General features: G+C 69.0%; 11 protein-coding genes and 1 tRNA gene. 5 read left to right on the top strand and 7 right to left on the bottom strand.

The features are described 5' to 3' along the window. Window positions 1-19: 19 nt before the first annotated feature. From CIW48_RS01670 to CIW48_RS01655, 4 genes are all read right to left on the bottom strand, one after another. Window positions 20-93, bottom strand: a tRNA-Cys gene (locus CIW48_RS01670). Between the two features lie 118 nt (window positions 94-211). Next, on the bottom strand, window positions 212-1,081 hold the full coding sequence (locus CIW48_RS01665) for an urease accessory protein UreD (protein WP_149308462.1): 870 nt from the start codon (window positions 1,079-1,081) through the stop codon (window positions 212-214). Then, window positions 1,081-2,049 (bottom strand): arginase, encoded by a 969-nt coding sequence (rocF, locus tag CIW48_RS01660; RefSeq protein ID WP_149308460.1) that lies wholly within the window; start codon window positions 2,047-2,049, stop codon window positions 1,081-1,083. Before rocF ends, CIW48_RS01665 begins: the two co-directional genes overlap by 1 nt. A gap of 159 nt (window positions 2,050-2,208) precedes the next feature. Then, a complete protein-coding gene (locus tag CIW48_RS01655) occupies window positions 2,209-2,724 on the bottom strand; it encodes a hypothetical protein (protein ID WP_149308458.1) in 516 nt (171 codons plus the stop codon). A 473-nt stretch (window positions 2,725-3,197) separates the two neighbouring features. On the opposite strand from CIW48_RS01655, the gene CIW48_RS01650 reads away from it, so the two are divergent. Continuing rightward, on the top strand, window positions 3,198-5,354 hold the full coding sequence (locus CIW48_RS01650) for a methyl-accepting chemotaxis protein (RefSeq protein ID WP_149308456.1): 2,157 nt from the start codon (window positions 3,198-3,200) through the stop codon (window positions 5,352-5,354). A 22-nt stretch (window positions 5,355-5,376) separates the two neighbouring features. Here the strand turns inward: CIW48_RS01650 and CIW48_RS01645 are convergent, their stop codons facing one another. Both CIW48_RS01645 and CIW48_RS01640 read right to left on the bottom strand, forming a co-directional pair. After that, the gene (locus CIW48_RS01645) at window positions 5,377-6,786 is read right to left on the bottom strand and encodes an ATP-binding protein (RefSeq protein ID WP_149308454.1); all 1,410 of its coding nucleotides are present in this window, start codon (window positions 6,784-6,786) and stop codon (window positions 5,377-5,379) included. Then, window positions 6,783-7,538, bottom strand: a complete 756-nt coding sequence (locus tag CIW48_RS01640) for a response regulator (RefSeq protein WP_173009149.1) — start codon at window positions 7,536-7,538, stop codon at window positions 6,783-6,785. The genes CIW48_RS01645 and CIW48_RS01640 overlap by 4 nt, the downstream gene beginning before the upstream one ends. A gap of 124 nt (window positions 7,539-7,662) precedes the next feature. Between CIW48_RS01640 and CIW48_RS01635 the strand changes: the two genes are divergently transcribed. Together CIW48_RS01635 and CIW48_RS01630 are read left to right on the top strand one after the other, a co-directional pair. Further along, entirely contained in the window at window positions 7,663-8,907 is a 1,245-nt protein-coding gene (locus CIW48_RS01635) for an acyl-CoA dehydrogenase family protein (protein WP_149308450.1), read from the top strand. A gap of 106 nt (window positions 8,908-9,013) precedes the next feature. Then, complete coding sequence (locus CIW48_RS01630; protein WP_149308448.1) at window positions 9,014-10,879, top strand: glycoside hydrolase family 15 protein; 1,866 nt, start codon at window positions 9,014-9,016, stop codon at window positions 10,877-10,879. Window positions 10,880-11,159: 280 nt separating this feature from the next. Here CIW48_RS01630 and CIW48_RS01625 read toward each other — a convergent pair whose 3' ends face one another. Beyond that, a complete protein-coding gene (locus CIW48_RS01625; protein WP_246695087.1) occupies window positions 11,160-11,642 on the bottom strand; it encodes a MarR family winged helix-turn-helix transcriptional regulator in 483 nt (160 codons plus the stop codon). 753 nt (window positions 11,643-12,395) lie between these two features. On the opposite strand from CIW48_RS01625, the gene CIW48_RS01615 reads away from it, so the two are divergent. Together CIW48_RS01615 and CIW48_RS01610 are read left to right on the top strand one after the other, a co-directional pair. Next, window positions 12,396-13,481 carry an efflux RND transporter periplasmic adaptor subunit gene (locus CIW48_RS01615; RefSeq protein ID WP_149308444.1) on the top strand — a complete coding sequence of 362 codons (1,086 nt, stop codon included), beginning with the start codon at window positions 12,396-12,398 and terminating at the stop codon, window positions 13,479-13,481. Next, window positions 13,478-16,600, top strand: a complete 3,123-nt coding sequence (locus CIW48_RS01610) for an efflux RND transporter permease subunit (protein WP_149308442.1) — start codon at window positions 13,478-13,480, stop codon at window positions 16,598-16,600. Before CIW48_RS01615 ends, CIW48_RS01610 begins: the two co-directional genes overlap by 4 nt. The last annotated feature ends 451 nt before the right edge of the window (window positions 16,601-17,051 follow it).

The raw sequence follows: 17,051 nt of genomic DNA, 5'->3' as shown, positions 1-17,051 counted from the left end.
CCGGATCAGCCTGGAAGGATGGAGGCCTCGGAGGGAATCGAACCCCCGTACAAGGATTTGCAGTCCTCTGCGTAACCACTCCGCCACGAGGCCTTCCTGAACGGCGCCGCCGTCCCGTCCGGAGCTTGGCGGACAGCTCCGGGTGCGCGTCTCTAGCAGAGGTCGGCCGTCCCAGGCAACGGCTCCGAGGCTGCGCCTCGTGCAGACCGTGTCAGCTCTGCCAGACCCGCGGCATCGGCAGGCCGCGATAGCCGGCGAGGAAGCGGGCGATCACGCCACGCAGCGGCCCCACAGCCTCTCCCAGCGCACGGACCGCCAGATGCCCGTTCCAGGCGCTCGCCGCCGCATGGGTTCCCGGCGACGCGGCCTCGGCCAGACGGGTGCGCACCTCTTCCAGACGTGCCTCGGCCCCGGAGGAGACGTCGACGATCGTCGCGCAGGCCCGTGCGCCGCCGCCGACGGCAGGGCGGGCGAGAAGATCGCTGATCGGGCCGTCCAGCAGGAAATCGTCGGCGTAGGCGAGCCGCCCGTTCCGACGGATCCGCCACGAATCCGCGAACAGCCCGTCCGCGATCCGCTCACCCCTGGCCGCACGGCCGAAGGCTACCACCTCTACGGCGAGCAGAGCGGCTCCTTCGGCGAGATCGGCCTCGAAGCGGCGCCGCACCCGGGCGCGATCGAACAGGATCGTTTCCTGCGGCAGCCAAGCGAGGTGCGCCTCCGCCCCCAGGGTCAGGGTGTTCGCGATGTGGCTCACGGGACCGTCCGAGCGGTAGATCTTCTCGGCGGCCGTGGTGGTCAGCACCAGATCTGCGGCCGGTTCGAGGGCGAGGTCGATGGCGAAGGTGTCGCCGCAGGCGACGCCGCCCGCCGTGTTGACGAGGATCGTCTCGAGCGCGCCCGAGCCCCGTGGGAAGCGCAGCCGTGACGGCCCGGATTCCGCGAGATCCAGGATCCGCGTCCCGCCGCCGGGACAAGCCGGCCCAACCCGAAGCCGGACGCGTCCGTTCGAGCGCTGGCGCGCCGGTGCAGTGTCGGTCTCCGCCGGCGGTGACGATGCACGAAGGGGGGGACTATCCATCAGCTCCGCCCGGTCGGCTCTGCGGGCAGGGCCTCGATCGGCAGGGTCGGCCGGTCGAGGATGCGCCGGCCGAACAGGCTCGCCACCAGTTCGACCAAGACCCGGGCGCTGCGCCCGCGCTCGTCGAGAAACGGGTTGAGTTCCACGACGTCGAGGGAGCGCACCAGTCCGGAATCGTGGAGCATCTCCATGATCAGGTGCGCCTCCCGGAAGGTGGCGCCGCCGGGCACGGTGGTGCCCACGGCCGGCGCGATCGACGGGTCGAGGAAATCGATGTCGAGGCTGACATGGAGATGCGCCCCTTGCGCCGCGACGCGGTCGAGCACCCGCCGCAGCGGCGCCACGACCCCGAACTCGTCGATCGTGCGCATGTCGGTGACGCCGACCTGCCGCTCCGTCACGAGCGCGCGCTCGCCTGCGTCGATCGACCGGAGGCCGAACAGGTGGATGTGGGCGGGGTGCAGAGGCTGCGGCACCGGCTCGGCGAACAGGGGCGGGAAGCCGGGCTCGCCGCACAGGGCCGCGAGCGGCATGCCGTGCACGTTCCCGGAGGGTGACGTCGCCGGCGTGTTGAAGTCCGCATGCGCGTCGAGCCAGAGCACGAAGACCGACTGGCCACGCCGCGCGCAGTGCCGCATCACCCCATCGACGGAGCCGAGGGACAGGCTGTGATCGCCGCCGGCGGTCAGTGGAACGCTGTCCGCGTTGAGGACATCCTCCACGACCCTGGAGAGCGCGTGGGTCCAGGCGGCCACGCCGATGAGTCCGCGTGCACCTGCAGGTCCGTCGGGGACGATGTCGCCGCGATCCGTGACGGTGTGGCCGAGTTCGCAGAGCACTCGGACCAGGCCAGCCGTGCGCAGGGCTGCCGGCCCCATGAGCGCGCCGGGCTCGCTGGTTCCGACCTCGATCGGTGCTCCGATCAGCGCGATGCTGCGCGCCGGGTCCGGCTGGGCTTCGCCGCTCATCCCATCTCCATCGTCGTCTCGAAGCGCCGGTGCTCCGCGGCCGCTCTACCACTCGGACTCATAACCGGCCGATGACGGTGACCGCGAGACAGGATCGGCAGCAAGATCCGTGACGGTGTGTTCGGGCCGGGATCTTGTGCATCGCGTCCGGAGACGCGCTCAGAGGAGCAGAAGAACGAGGAGCGCGGCCGCGAGAAGTTGGGCGGTCCAGGGAAGCGCCGAATGCCGGGCATCCGTCACCACCCGCAGGATCATGAAGACCAGACCCTGCCCGATCAGCAGGAGGCAGAGCTGGCCTGCGAAGATCCGCGCCGTGTCCCACAAAGATCGATCCTGAGGAGCGGCGCGCAATTCCACGTACAGGGTGCCGGCCGCGGCTAGGGCCAGGGTCAGGAGGCCCGCCCCTGCGAGCCCGCGCAGGCTGCGAGCGCCGCACTCGTCCCCGCATCGGCGGCGCAGAGCCGCGATCTCGACGGCGTAGAAGCCGACCACGGGCGTCGCGAGGGCCGCGCCCACGATGGCGAACCGCGTCGGCACCGGCTTGGCCGCCAATGCCGGCCGTCGCGCGATCCGGCTGACCCAGACCAGATGCGCGACGATGATCCCGACGCACAGGACGAGGGCGATCATGAGAAACCGGAACGCGCCGGCCAGGGCGTCACCGTTGACGAACATGCCGCCTCTCCGTCGACGCCGGTCCGCGGATGCGCCGCCCCGCCGGTCCCGATCGCGGGTCCGAGTCTTCCATCATCGTCACCGCGGAAGGAAGCCGGCAGCACACCGTGTCGAACAGCGCCCGGGGCATCGTTCTCTCGCCCAGGCCGCCGACGGGGCGCGACGGGTTCCCGGTGTGAGCACCGTCCGTGTCCCGCCGGTCTTGTCGGCAGCTTTCTACGTTTGTCCCGATCCCGCTCGGCGCGAGGGTTGTTCAAGCGTGCAGGATTCCGACGACGATCCGCGCGGCGGAATCTTGTCAAGACGCGGGAATGGACCATTCACAACTTGGGTTCGCCGAAGCCGACTGTCTTCTAAGTTGTATGTCCAGGCTTTGGAGAACTTTTGAGCGGTGTATTGGTGTTTACGAGATTTTTATAAGGATTGGGCGATTGGTTCGCCTCAAACGAATCTCTCAAAAGTCCAGGGCCATCATGATCACGCTATCGCGGCTGAGCACGCGCCTTCCCGCGACGACCGTCGGCCTGGCGCTTCTGAGCGCCACCGCCATGGGCGGATTCAGCTGGTACTCGGCGCGGGCAGGGTTGATGACCGCCGCGCATGAGCGCCTCGAACTCGCCGCGGCGGCGCGCCGGGACGCGATCGAGCTGGTGGCGGACAGGGCCCAGGCCGACTTCCAGGCGGTGGCGGCCCATCCCCAGATCGTCTCGAACTTCCCCGACCTGATCGAGGCTCTCGACCCGGCGAAGCCCGACACCGCCAGCGTCGTCGAGGCGTTCCGCGCGCCGCAGACCACCGAGGCGCGGGTCGCCCTCGACGGCAGCGGCATGTCGTCGATGTATGGGCGCCGGCACGTGAAGGTCCAGGAGGTGGCGCGCAAGCTCGTTGCGCAGCCCGGCTATGCCGACCTGATGTTCATCGATGATAACGGTCGGATCAACTACACGACGACGAAGGGGGCCGATTTCGCCAAGTCGGTCTCGGACGAGGGCCTGGCGGGCACGGCGCTCGCGCGCCTCGTCGAGCGTCTCAAGTCCGCCGATCCGGGCGCTGTTCTCTTCGAGGATTTCGCCGCCTATCCGGTGGACGGGGTCCCGGCCGCCTTCATCGGTCGTGCCATGACCAAGCGTGCGAACGTTGCCATGGGCACCGCGCAGGCCGCCGAGCGGATCGGCTACATCGTCATGCGGGTCACGCCGGCTCTGTTCGATCAGACCCTCTCCAAGCGGACCGGACTCGGTGAGAGCGGCCAGATCCTGGCGGTCGGTACCGACGGCCTCCTGCGCAGCAACCCGCCGCTGAACCCGGCTGTGCATGCCGGCGCGGGTCTCGTCGGCCTCGGCATGGCCGCAGACCGGCTCAAGGCCGGCGTCCCCCTCGATTTCACGGCCGCGGATGGCGCCCATATGGCAGCCGCCTCGCCGGTGACCGTCCTCGGCGCGCCCTGGACGGTGGTGGCCGAGCAGACCCAGGCCGAGGCGATCGACGCGGTCCAGGCGCTGTCGCGCATGCTGATCCTCACGGGCCTCTTCGTCCTGGCCGGAACCGCGGTGCTCGGCCTGTTGCTCGCGCGCTCGATCGTGGCGCCGCTCGGCGCCCTGACCCGCGCGCTGAAGGCGCTCGCCGACCGCCAGGCCCTGACCGACGTGCCCGGCAGCAAGCGCCGGGACGAGATCGGTGACATTGCCCGCGCTGTCGTGACCATCCGCGACATGTCCCTGGACGATGCCGCCCAGCAACTCCAGACGACGGAAGCCGCGCGTCTGCGTGAGGAGCAGAGCCGCCGCGCCATGCTCAAGGAACTGGCCGACGGCTTCGAGCACTCGGTCGGCGGCATCGTCGAGGGATTGACGGGGGCCGTCACGGAACTTCAGGGGGCGTCGGACACCATGCGTGTCGCGGTCTCCGGCACCTCCGTGCGCTCGACCAGCGTCGCCGGGGCCGCTCAGCAGACCTCCGACAACGTCAACACCGTCGCGGCCGCGGCCGAGGAGCTTGGTGCGACCGTTCAGGAGATCGGCCGCCAAGTGGAGCAGGCGGCGGGAATGTCCGCCACCGCCGTCGGCGAGGCCCGCCGGGCCGAGCAGACCATGACCGACCTCGCCGCGGCCGCGACGCGCATTGGCGATGTGGTTGGCATGGTCTCGACGATCGCCGGCCAGACCAACCTGCTGGCGCTGAACGCCACGATCGAGGCGGCGCGGGCTGGCGAGGCCGGACGCGGCTTCGCGGTGGTCGCCGCCGAGGTGAAGGAACTCGCGGCCCAGACCACCCGCGCCACCGAGGAGATCAGCCGGCAGGTCGCCGCGATCCAGACCGTCACGGACGACGCCGCCGGTGCGATCCAGGGCATCACGGCCCAGATCGAGGCCATGAATCAGGTGTCGACCAGCATCGCCGCGGCCGTGGACCAGCAGGGCGTCACCACGCAGGACATCGTCCGCAGCATGGGTCAGGCGTCTGCCGGCACCGGCACGATGACCCTGGAGATCGCCGAGGTTGCCCGGGTCGCGGGCGATGCTGGCGAGGCCGCGGATTCGGTGGCGCAGGCCTCGGATTCCCTCGCGGCGCGCTCGGAGCAGCTCCGCGCCGAGGTGGCGCAGTTCCTGCGCAACGTTCGGGCGGCGTAGACCGACGAGACCCGAGGCGGTCTCAGGCCGCCTCGGCAGGAAACGGTGCGGGCTTCTGCGCCGCGCGGCCGGCGAAGGCCTGAGCAGCCAAGGGCAGCTCGATCGAGGCACAGAAGCCGCCTCCTGGGCGGTTTTCCAGCCGCAGGCGCCCGTTATGGGCCTCGACGATGGCCTGCACGATCGAGAGGCCGAGGCCGAACCCGCTGGCCTCGTTGAGATTGCGGGCCCGGTCGCCGCGGACGAACGGCTGGAGCATTGCCTCGCGGTCCGCTTCGGGAATCCCGGGGCCGGAATCCAGGATGCAGACCCGGACACCGCGTGCGGACGCCTCCATCTGAACCTCCGCGCAGCCGCCGTATTTGACGGCGTTGTCCACAAGGTTGGTCACCGCCCGCTGGAGTTCCTCGGGCCGACCCTGGACCAGGACGTGTCGGCTGCGGCTGACGCTCACCGGCGCGCCGAAATCCGAGAAATCGTCGCAGACCGTCTGGACCACCGAGGCGAGATCCACGAGGCTGTGGCTGTTGGCGTCGCGGATCTGGCCGTCGCGCACGAAGGAGAGTGCCGCCTCGACGAGGCCGTTCATCTGGTCGAGGTCGCGCAGGGTGGAAGCCCGGGCGTTCTCGTCCTCGATGAACTCGGCGCGCAGCCGGAGCCGGGTGATCGGCGTGCGCAGGTCGTGGCTGATCGCCGCCAGCATTTGCGTCCGGTCGTCGATCAGGCGGCGGACGCGCGACCGCATCCGGTCGAGCGCCCGCGACACCGCGAGCACCTCGCGCGGGCCCGCTTCCGGCAGCGCCACGTGGTCATCGCGGGCGCCGAACGCCTCGGCGGCGCCCGCGAGTCGCTTCAGCGGCGCCGTGAGGGCGCGGGTGGCCCAGACGCAGAGCAGCGCCAGCGTCAGCGCCAGGAACACCACGGTGAAGATCAGCGCCCCCTGGCGGGGTGCCCGGAGCGGATCGTTCGGCAGCGTCGCCTGGAGCCGCACCCCCGCCGGCGTGACGATGCCGATATGCAGACGCGCGTCCGACCGGTCGCGCTCGGGATCGGCCGCGGCGAGATCGGTGATCGTCACCGGCCTGCCGGCGCCGTAGCGCAGCTTCCGGATCACCGGCAGGTCGGGGAGCGACTTCGCCCCCGACGGCACGGTCCCGTCCCAGGGCTCGACCTGGATGAGCGGCAGGCTGCGACCGCTCGCCAGCAGGGCCGGCCGCGCCGCCGGGTCGGCCGCGTCCAGCAATCGCACCAGGACCCCGAGGCGGCTCGCGGCCACGCCCGGCAGCGTGTCGGGATTCTGCGACTCGTGCAGCATCAGGAACGCCGCGGTGGCGACCACGTGGGCCACCGCGATGCCGGCGACCACGAGCAGCGCGATCTGCCCCGCGATGGTCTTCGGGCGCAGCCGCGCGCGGAGCCGGCGCAGGCCGCTCATGACCGCGTGACCTCAGGCGTGAACAGGTAGCCCCCGGACCGGATCGTGCGGATGAATTCGGGGTTGCGGGTGTCGCGCTCGATCTTCTGGCGGATCCGGGAGATCAGCACGTCGATGCTCCGCTCGAACGGGCCCGCGGCCCGGCCCTGGGTGAGGTCGAGGAGCTGGTCCCGCGACAGCACCCGCCCCGGCCGCAGGCACAGGGCGTGGAGGAGGTCGAACTCTGCCCCGGTGATCGAGATGCGGGCGCCCTCGGGCGAGAGGACCTGCCGCAGGGACACGTCGAGGGTCCAGCCCGAGAAATGCAGCCGCCGACGCTCGTCCGCGTCCGGCGCCTCGGCCGCGACCCGGCGCAGGATCGCGCGGATGCGGGCGAGCAGCTCCCGCGGGTTGAACGGCTTGGCGAGGTAATCGTCGGCGCCGAGTTCGAGGCCCAGGATCCGGTCCACGTCCCCGGATTTCGCCGTCAGGATCAGGATCGGGATCTGCGACGTGCCGCGCAGGCGCTTGCACAGGCTCAGTCCGTCCTCGCCGGGAAGCATCAGGTCGAGCACGATGAGGTCGATGCGCGCTTCCGCCAGCACCCGGTCCATGTCGGACCCGTCACCCGCCAGTGTGACGCGGCAATCGTTGCCGCGCAGGTAGCGCGCGATCAGAGCCGAGATTTCCCGATCGTCCTCGACGACGAGGATGTGGGGTGTTGCGGGAGCGCTCATCGCGAAGGAGTCGGTCTGCGGTTCAGACTGCATCATCAGGCTATTATGACGCCTTCCGCCGATTATTCGAAGGTGGGGGACGGAACCAATTTGTAAGCGCGTGTTTCCCGCACGGGCCTGAACTGAGTTGCCGCACGGCGTCACATCACAGGGAGGAATGATGACCGGATCCGAGGATCGGAAGGACGTGATCGCGCCGCAGCCGCCTGAACTCGCATCGCCCTGGCGGACCGAGGCTCGGGCGGCACTCCAGGCCGAGGCCCGCGCCTTCGCCCGCGACACGGTGCTGCCGCTGGCCGACGAACTCGACCGGCAGAAGGCCGAGATGCCGCGCGCGCTGATCGACGCCATGGCCGAGAAGGGCTGGTTCGGAATCACGATCCCGGCGGAGCATGGCGGCCTCGGGCTCGGCGTGTTCGAGTACTGTCTCGTCTCAGAGGAGCTGGCGCGAGCCTGGCTCTCGGTGGGCAGCATCCTGGCCCGTGGCCAGGGCCTGGGCACCCAGACCCTTGATCCGGAGCGCCGGGCGGATCTGCTCCGACGCTCGGCCCGTGGAGAGTGGATCGGCTCGATCTCCCTGTCGGAGCCCAATGCGGGCTCCGACCTCGCTGGCGTGCAGACCCGGGCGGTGCGGGACGGCGACCGGTGGCGGCTCACCGGCACCAAGCGTTGGGCGGGCTTCGCCAAGGGTGCCGACTTCATCGAGGTCCTCGCGCGCACCCGCGATCCGGAGCCGGGGGAACCGCGTTCCGCCGGATTGGAGCCGTTCCTCGTGCTGAAGGAGCGCGACAGCTTCCCGCCCGGCGTGACCGGCCGGGTGATCGACAAGATCGGCTATCACGGCTTCGAGACCTTCGAGCTGATCCTCGAGGATGTGTCCGTGCCCGAGAGCGACCGCCTCACCGGGCTCTACGGCGACCAGGGAGCGGACGCGGATTCGGGCGGGTTCGCCGCCGTCCAGCGCGGCCTCAACATCGCCCGGGTCCACACGGCGGCGCGGGCCGTCGGCGTCGCGCGGGCGGCGGTCGAGGACTGCCAGAGCTATCTCCAGGAGCGAGTCCAGTTCGGCCACCCGATCGGCGACTTCCAGGCTTTGCGCTTCGCGCTGGCCGACATGGCCGCCGAGGTCGCGCAGGCACGGGCCTTCTGGCATCAGGTCGCCCATCTCCTCGACCAGGGTGAAGCTGCCGAGAGCGAATCGGCGATGGTGAAGCTGTTGGCCACCGAGATGGCGGTGCGGGTCACCAACCAGGCGATGCAGCTGCACGGCGGCAATGGCTACACCACAGAGCGCCGGGTCGAGCGCTATTGGCGTGACGCGCGGCTGACCACGATCTTCGAGGGCACCAGCGAGATCCAGCGGCGGATCATCAGCGACCGGATGCTGCCCCGACCCGCCGCCTGATCGATCGTGCGGCGAATCGTCGAGCGGGACTCCCCGCCCGGCGCCACCCGGCTACCTCAGGGCCTTGTTCTGCCCGGCGGACCGGGTGCCGTCACCCGGAAGCCCCGTGTCGAAGCCCATCAGCGATTACGCGATCATCGGCGATACCCATTCCTGCGCGCTGATCGCCGGGGACGGCTCGATCGACTGGCTGTGCTGGCCGCGTCACGATTCGCCGGCATTGTTCGTGAAGCTCCTCGACGACGACAAGGGCGGCGCGTGCAGCGTCGCCTTCGACAGCCTGAGCGCGCGCGCGCGCCGCTACGTGCCCGACACCAACATCCTCGAGACCACCTTCACGACGGAGACCGGTCGGGCGCGCCTCATCGACGTGATGCCGGTCACCCCCCCGAGCCCGGAACCGGACGAGGGCCCGGACGGCGAGAGCGAGAGCCGGCTGATCCGGCTGCTCACCTGCGAGCACGGTCGGGTGACGGGCGCGTTCCGGGTGCGGCCGACATTCGACTACGCGCGCCGCCCCTGCACACCCCTGGTTGAGGGCGGCTCCGTGCTGTTCGAGGCCGGGGATTGGCGCGTGCGGGTCAACGCTGAGCCGTGTCCGACCCTCGACGGCGATGCGGCCGAGGTGCGCTTCAGCCTGACGGAGGGGCAGACCGCCTATCTGGTCCTGACCCACGGCGAGGACCAGGACGACGCAAGCATCGACGATTTTGACGGCGCCCGACGGCGCCTTGAGACGACCACCGATTATTGGCGGCGCTGGACTGCCCGCAGCACCTATCGCGGCCCATATCGCGACGCGGTGATGCGGTCGGCTCTGTGCCTTAAGCTACTCACCTACTCGCCCTCGGGCGGGATCGTAGCGGCGGCCACCGCCGGTCTGCCCGAGGCGGTGCCGGGCAACCGCAACTATGATTACCGCTTCACGTGGATGCGGGATGCATCCTTCACCGTCACCGCCTTCGTGATGCTCGGCTATGTCCGCGAGGCGGCCGAATTCCTGCGCTTCCTGCGCGAGCGCGACGGCACCTACGGACGAGAGACGCGGCTGATGTACGGCATTGCCGACGTCATGCCGCCGGAGGAGGAGCTGAGCCATCTCGCCGGCTGGAACGGCGTGCGGCCGGTGGTGATCGGCAATGTGGCGGCGGCTCAGGACCAGCATGACATCTACGGCGAGCTGCTGCGCGCGCTGTGCGTCTTCCTGGAGGCGGTGGAATACGACCCGCCCGAGAAGGTCAACGACCGCCTGCCGGAAGTTCTGGACAACCTCACAGCCCGCGCCATCCGCCACCGGCACAATGCGGATCACGGCATCTGGGAGTTGCGCACGGGACCGCGCCAGCAGGTCCACACCAAGGCGATGATCTGGGTGGCGCTGAAGGACGCGGCCCGGATCGCCCGCAACATCGCGGGTGTACCGGAGGAGAAGATCGCCGGATGGGAGCGCATCGCCGCCGAGATCCGCGCCGAGTATCTCGAACGCGGCTGGAGCCCCGAGCGGCAGGCCTATGTCGGCGCCTACGACTCGCATCACCTCGATGCCGCGGTGCTGCGCGCGGCCCTGTTCGGGGCCCTCGACCCGAAGGAGCCGCGCATGCGTGCGACGCTCGCCGCCGTCGAGCGGGACCTGGGCGTCGGTGACCTGATCTATCGCTACCGCATGGATGATGGCCTGGAGGGCGACGAGGGCACGTTCACGGCCTGTGCGTTCTGGCGGGTCGGCTGCCTCGCCCTCGGCGGGCGCACTGATGAGGCCAAAGCCGCCTTCGAGCGGCTGATCGCCCGGTGCAACGATGTCGGTTTGCTCGCCGAGGAGATCGACCCGGCCACCGGGGCCCAGCGCGGGAACACGCCGCAGGGCTTCTCCCACATGGCCCTGATCAACGCGGCCTTGCGGCTGGATGACAGCTTCGCGCGCTTCGGCGCTGGCGAAGAAGCGGAGGCCCCGGCACGGTCGGCGGCCGAGTAGCGCGCCGCGCCTGGGCGCCGACAGCCGCGGCCCCGCCGCGGGGCCGCCTGAACCGGCGGTGCTGCCGGGCTTCATCCACCAGACGGTATTCGACCGATCGAGACACTCAGTTCCAGTTCAAGACAACGGCCCAAGGCGCAGCGGCGATGAAGTCGGCCCAATGAGCGTCCATTTGTTCTTGGACGTCATGGTCGTCTCGCCTGACAATCGCAGCGAAGTCCACAATGGCTGAACGCCGAGACTCCAAAACCCTCTCGGTCGAGGAATGGTTCGGCCAGATTCAAGCCGACAAGGCGTTCACGGCGGCACGAAAGGCGTCCTGATCGATCTTTCCGAGTTGCTGGCCCAAGGCATCCTGGGCTCGCTGCCACAACGGATAGGCCTCACCGAGGAGTGTGTGACCCTCGTCACTGAGCATGACCCGCCTGATCCGGCGATCCTCGGCATCGCCCTGAATGCGCACGAGGCCGCGGCGTACCAGGGGCTTCAGGTTGGCCGTGATCGTCGTGCGATCTGTGGCCAGATGCTGCGCGAGGGTGCCGACGGTCGGCGGCTCATCCCGGACGAGCATCATCAGCAACGTGAACTGCCAGTTCGACAGACCGGTCGAGCGAAGGGCCGCATCATATTTGCGGCCGATGGCACGCGCCGCCTTCTGTGCCGCGAAGCTGAAACACGTCTGTTCGACAGAGGCAGCCACCGTCGGGGTCAGCGCGGGATGTCGTGCCATCGGCAGGCCTATAGTAACGTTGATACCAACCATATAGGGATTGCCTCGCTGCGCCTAGGGGCCAGGCAAAAGCGACGTGGCGCCGAACATAAAAGTTGATATCAACATTTGTGCGCCAGCGCACTTCATTCCGAGAAGATACGTTTATATCAACCTTATCGCGACGAGCTGGGAGGCCGGGTCCGAAGGGACGGGCGAGGCCGATCGCTCAATCGATGAGGAGGACTGTAATGACCGTTCGCACCATACTGGGCATCATGGCCGTAGCCATCACGTCTGCAATCCCGGCCGCCGCTGAGGACGGTCGATCCTTCGAGGCCTGGGGCCACACGTTCGACGTTCCTGGCGCGCAATCCGGTAAGGCATATGTCGCGGCACCTCGGCAGCACGCCGTCCGCGTGACTCCTTCGCACTCACCCAGGCACGCCTATGCGTCCGGAAATGCCGGACGCCCGCTTCAGAGCGAGGCCATCGTACCTGCCCCGGCATCTCGCACGATCAATGTGTGGGGCGCACGCTTAGAGGTTCCGGCGCGCTGATCCAAAGCGAGGGCGTCACCTCCGCGTCATCAGCCGTAAGAAGCCGGCGATCCTCATTCGGCGGCTTCATTCTCGGAGGCATTGCTGTCCCGGTGGTCAGGCGCGGCCGAGCGCACCGCATCCCCGTCCACGGATGCGGCTTGAGCCCGACTGCCGTTGACGGGCCGCCTGCACCACAATAGATGATGATCATAATTTTAGAGTCAGCCTGAGAGCCGGCATCGAAATGATCTCGGGGAGTCGAGCGATGAAAGCCAAATGGATGCTTGGGGTCGCCGGCTTGACGCTCGCGGCATGCTCGCCGGCCGAAACGGCCGTGACGCCGGAGTCGCCCCTGGTGCAGGTCGTCGCGGTCGCACCCGCCACGGGAGCCGTCGCGCGTTACACCGGCGTGATCCGGGCTCGCACCGAGAGCAACCTCGGCTTCCGAGTCGGCGGCAAGATCTTCGAGCGCCTCGTCGATCCCGGCGACCATGTGCGCCGCGGCCAGCCGCTGATGCGCCTCGACCGAACCGACTTCACCCTGGCGCTCAACGCGGCCCGTGCCTCAGTCGAGGCGGCCCGCGCGCAGATGATCAAGGCCAAGGCCGACGAGGAGCGCAGCCGCAAGCTCGTCGGCGACGGCTGGACTTCGAAGCAGACCTACGACCAGAACAAGGCCGCTGCGGACGCCGCCATCGCCCAGTTCGCCAGCGCCGAGGCACAGGCGGGCCAGATCGCCAACCAAGCCGGATACGCCGAGCTTCAGGCGGACGCCGACGGCGTCGTGATGGAGGTTCCGAGCGAGCCGGGCCAGGTCGTGGCCGCCGGTCAGACGGTGGTGAAGCTCGCCCGCGACGGCGCCCGCGAGGCAGAGGTGTTCCTGCCCGAGGGAAGCCGGCAGCTCGCGAAGGGCATCGCGTTGGCGACCCTCTACGCCGAGGGTGAAAAGACCTTCCCGTCCACGCTCCGGGAGCTGTCGGCCACGGCAGACCCGATGACCCGCACCTATCGGGCCCGCTATATCCTCTCCGGAGGCGGCGAGACTGCGCCCCTCGGGGCGACCGTCACCCTCCAGCTGAAGGCTGCCCAGGCGCAGCCGACGGCTGCGGTCTTGGTGCCGCTCGGAGCACTTTTCGACCAGGGCGGCGGTTCGGCGGTCTGGCGCTACGACGCCGAGACCCAGACCGTCGCGGCGCAGCCCGTCGCCGTCGCGCGCCTGTCCGAGGAGAGCGCGGAGGTCGCGTCGGGGCTGAACCCAGGAGACCGGATCGTCTCGCTCGGCGCCCACCTGCTCAAGGCCGGCCAGAAGGTTCGACAGGCCAGCGCCAGCATGACGGGGGTCGGCCGATGAACGCCTCCGGCTTCAACCTCTCGGCCCTGGCGGTGCGCGAACGCGCCGTGACGCTGTTCCTCCTGCTCGCTGTCACCGCGGCCGGGTTCTTCGCCTTCGAGAAGCTCGGGCGCGCGGAGGACCCGACATTCACGGTCAAGACGATGGCCGTCTCGGCCGCGTGGCCCGGAGCGACTACCCCCGAGATGCAGCGTCAGGTCGCCGACCCGTTGGAGAAGCGGCTCCAGGAACTCGTCTACTACGACCGGGTCGAAACCACGGTTCGCCCCGGCCTGATGCTGATGAAGGTATTCTTCAAGGACAGCATGCCGCCGGCCAAGCTCCAATCGGAGTTTTATCAGGCGCGCAAGAAGCTCTCCGACCAGGCTTCCAGCCTGCCGCGCGGCGTGATGGGGCCGCTGTTCAACGACGAATTCTCGGACGTCTACTTCGCGCTCTACGCGCTGCAGGCGCATGGGCTGCCGCACCGGCACCTTGTTCTGCGTGCCGAGGACCTGCGCCAGCGGCTCCTGCGCGTGCCGGGCGTCGAGAAGATCAACATCCTCGGCGAGCAGGCCCAGAAGATCTTCGTCGAGGTCTCCTACCAGCGCCTGGCGACGCTCGGCATCACCGGCCAGCAACTGCTGACCGCCTTGGCCAACCAGAACGACGTGACCCCCGCCGGCTTCGTCGAGGCCGATGGTCCGCGCGTGTATCTGCGCCTCGACGGCGCCATCGACGGAATCGACGCGATCCGCGACGTGCCGGTGGCGGCCGGCGACCGCAGCCTGAAGCTCGGCGACATCGCCGAGGTCAAGCGTGGCTACGAGGACCCGAAGGTCTTCGCGATCCGCAATGATGGCGAGCCGGCCCTGATGCTGGGCCTCGTCATGAAGCCGGGCTTCAACGGTCTCAGCCTCGGCGAGGCGCTGAACGCCGAGGAGGTCGCGATCCACCATGAGCTTCCGACCGGCGTCACCTTCACCAAGATCACCGATCAGGCGAAGGTCATCGACGACGCCATCCACGAATTCATGGTCAAGTTCTTCACTGCCCTCTCGGTGGTGATCTTCGTCAGTCTCGTGGCTCTGGGCTTCCGCGTCGGCATCGTGGTGGCGCTGGCCGTGCCGCTGACCTTGTCGGCCGTCTTCGTGGTGATGATGGTCACCGGCCGCGACTTCGACCGGATCACGCTGGGCGCCCTGATCATCTCATTGGGCCTCCTCGTCGACGACGCCATCATCGCCATCGAGATGATGGTGGTGCGCATGGAGGAAGGGGCCGACCGCGTTTCGGCGGCCACCTACGCCTGGAGCGCCACCGCGGCGCCGATGCTCACCGGCACCATCGTCACCATCGCGGGCTTCCTGCCGGTAGGCTTCGCCGCCTCCACGGCGGGTGAGTACGCGGGCAACATCTTCTGGGTGGTGGCTTTCTCGCTGATCGTCTCCTGGATCGTCGCCGTGACCTTCACGCCCTATCTCGGCGTCAAGCTCCTGCCCAATATCAAGACGGTCGAGGGTGGGCACGAGGCGATCTACGCCACGACGAACTACGAGCGCCTCCGCCGCGTCGTGCGGATGTCCGTCGATCACAAGTGGTTCGCGGCTGGCGTCACCGTGGCGCTGTTCGCGGCGGCCGTGATCGGCATGGGCAAGGTCGAAAAGCAGTTCTTCCCGAACTCGGAGCGATCCGAACTCATCGTCGAGGTCACGCTGCCGACAGGCTCCGCGTTCGCCACCACCGAGGCCAGCGTCGAGCGGGTCGAGGCGGCGGTGCGTGAACTGCCGGAGGCGCGGGAAATCACGAGCTACATCGGCCAGGGCATGCCGCGCTTCGTGCTTTCCTTCGATCCGGAACTGCCCGATCCCGCCTTTGCGCAGATCGTCGTGCAGACTGCCGACGCTCACGCCCGCGACGTGCTGCGCGGCAAGGTGCGTCGGCTCGTCGACGAGGGCCGCTTCCCCGAGGCGCGTGTGCGGGTGCTGCAGATCGTGTTCGGGCCGCCGGTGCGCTTCCCCGTCGCCTTCCGGGTGGTCGGACCCGACCTCGACGTCATCCGCGGCATCGCCGCCGAGGTGCGCGACGTCATGATGGGCAACCCGAACATGCGCCTCGTCCACCTCGACTGGGGCGACAGGACCCCAAGCCTGCATCTCGCCCTCGACCAGGAGCGCCTGCGCCTGATCGGCCTGACCCCGAAGGAAGCCGGCCAGCAACTGCAGAGTTACCTCAACGGCACGCCCGCGACCCAGGTGCGCGAGAACCTGCGCTCGGTGGACGTGCTCCTGCGCAGTCCCGGCCCCGAGCGCCGCTCGCTGGGCGACATCGGCGACCTGACGCTGGCCACCAAGGACGGCCGGCAGGTCCCGCTCGCGCAGGTCGCGCATCTGGAAAGCCGCAACGAGGATGCGGTGCTCAAGCGCTACAACCGCGAGACCTACATCCGCGTGCAGGGCGACGTGCTCGACGGCCGGCAGCCGCCGGACATCCACGCGCAGATCTTCCCGCTCCTCGACTCGATCAAGGCGAAGCTGCCGCCGGGCTACCGCATCGACACGGCCGGTTCGGTCGAGGAGAGTGAGAAGGCGATGAAGGCGTTGGTGACGGTCTTCCCGCTGATGCTGATCGTGACGCTGACGGTCATCATGCTGCAGGTGCGGTCGTTCACGACGATGTTCATGGTGTTCGCGACGGCGCCCCTTGGTCTTGTGGGCGCGGTCCCGATGCTGCTGCTCTTCCACCAGCCCTTCGGCTTCAACGCGATCCTCGGCCTGATCGCGCTGTCGGGCATCCTGATGCGCAACACCCTGATCCTCGTGGATCAGATCCACCACGACCGCGCGGCGGGCCTGTCGGACTACGAGGCCATCGTCGAATCGACGGTGCGCCGGGCCCGTCCCGTGATCCTTACGGCGGCCGCCGCGATGCTCGCCTTCATCCCGCTCACCCACTCGGTGTTCTGGGGGGCGCTGGCCTATGTGCTGATCGGCGGTGTCGGGGTCGGGACGTTGCTGACCTTGCTGTTCCTGCCGGCGCTCTACGCCCTCTGGTTCCGGGTCCAGAGGCCCAGCGTCACCATGGAGGCCGCGAAGGCCCGCACAGCCGCGTCGGCCAGCGGGACCCCGGCATCGGTTTAGGGCGAGGTCTCCGGAAGACCGCGCCTGATCGGATCGCAGGCGCACCCAAGGGCGCGTGCGGCAACCCGGCGGGCCCGCGTATCCGCCCCCCACAACGGGCCCACCGGACCTCACGGATGATGGCATCCCGTCAGAAGGAGCGCTGTTCCGACGGACCCTGGCAATGCGGGATCGCCCAGCATCCAGTGTTCAGGGACGGACGCGACGCCTCAGGCCGTTCTGAAGCGGGAGCATCTCTGAAGCGGGAGCATCGGGGACGCTGCCGCTTCACCGCACCGAAACAGCTGGCCCGTGTCAGACGTGCCGGGCATCTCACTTTGAGCCCTGTCCTTGCCGTCTGCCGCTGATGGGCCCTCTGATATGGAGGCAAGACGCAAGCCGCAGGTCCGGTACGTCAGACCTTTTGGAACGCTGTCTCTGTCGGAGCGTACGCGGGCCGAACCCGGGCGCA

Source organism: Methylobacterium sp. P1-11 (genome assembly GCF_008329595.1).
Lineage (GTDB): Bacteria > Pseudomonadota > Alphaproteobacteria > Rhizobiales > Beijerinckiaceae > Methylobacterium.
This window is presented reverse-complemented; position numbering and strand designations above follow the sequence as displayed.